Origin of the sequence: Mesorhizobium sp. M5C.F.Ca.ET.164.01.1.1, from assembly GCF_004792125.1 — a bacterium.
Lineage (GTDB): Bacteria > Pseudomonadota > Alphaproteobacteria > Rhizobiales > Rhizobiaceae > Mesorhizobium > Mesorhizobium wenxiniae.
Genome location: NZ_SRTG01000016.1, coordinates 28,889 through 29,426 on the forward strand (window position 1 = coordinate 28,889; position 538 = coordinate 29,426).

1 protein-coding gene and 1 pseudogene are annotated in these 538 nt (G+C 57.1%); both read left to right on the forward strand.

The window, feature by feature from the left end:
• Positions 1-209: pseudogene (locus EN807_RS37040) on the forward strand (IS110 family transposase); the annotation flags it as partial.
• Positions 210-314: 105 nt separating this feature from the next.
• Positions 315-538, forward strand: a 224-nt coding sequence (locus EN807_RS31220) for a 2-oxoglutarate and iron-dependent oxygenase domain-containing protein (RefSeq protein ID WP_246684475.1), incomplete at its 3' end; no start/stop codon positions are given.

Sequence of the window (538 nt, forward strand, 5' to 3'; positions counted from 1 at the left end):
GTTCGGCCGCAGTTTGCGACGGACGGATGAGGTTGTCATTGAGGCTACGGGCAACGCCATGGCGGTGGTGCGGGTTCTGTCGCCCTAGGATCAAGACCGACAAGATCGATGCCGGCGTTCTGGCGCAGCTCCATGCCAGCGGCTTTCTGCCGGAGGTCTGGGTTCCCGATGAGCGGACTGAGCGGCTTCGCCGCCTAGTCGCGCGGCGCTCATAGGCAGAACTGAACGACAAGCTGCGGGCGAAACGCGCAAGTTTTGACAAGATCCCACTGATTGATATAGCGCCGCTACTAGATGGCAGCAACAAACAGAACGTGGCCAAGGAGATAGGTTGGGCCTTGTCGAACGCTGGCTTCATGTATGTAAAGAACCACGGTATTCCTCAGGATCTTGTGGATTCGGTATTCGATGTGAGCCGTCGGTTCTTTGATCTGCCCATGTCGGAGAAGATGACATTGCACGTTAGCAAATCCGATGTGGCCCTCCGCGGATACATTGAGCCGTTGGGGGAGAACACCGATCCGGGCAAAACGCAAGA